Source organism: Streptomyces sp. AB3(2024) (assembly GCF_041862025.1).
Lineage (GTDB): Bacteria > Actinomycetota > Actinomycetes > Streptomycetales > Streptomycetaceae > Streptomyces.
Map to the genome: position 1 here is coordinate 1 of NZ_JBGWAB010000418.1, position 223 is coordinate 223.

Annotated in this window: 1 pseudogene; it reads right to left on the reverse strand. The window is 72.6% G+C overall.

Features of this window, described 5'->3' with window-relative positions:
• Positions 1-191, reverse strand: a pseudogene (locus ACEPPI_RS41040) (hypothetical protein); the annotation flags it as partial.
• Positions 192-223 lie beyond the last annotated feature (32 nt).

Sequence of the window (223 nt, forward strand, 5' to 3'; positions counted from 1 at the left end):
CCGAGGTAGCGGCCGGGTCCGAGCAGGGCCTCGGCGATTGCGCAGTGCAGACCGGGGATGTCCGTGACGAACCGGCCGTCGAGGTGGTACTCGGCGCCGGTCCGGTCCGGTTGGGGCGTGGGCGCCCGCCAGGCACGGGTGGTGAGGTCGAGCCAGGCGGCCCTGCCCTGCTCGTTGTACGGGGCCCACATGTTGGGTTCTGTCGGCGGGCCCTGGTACCACT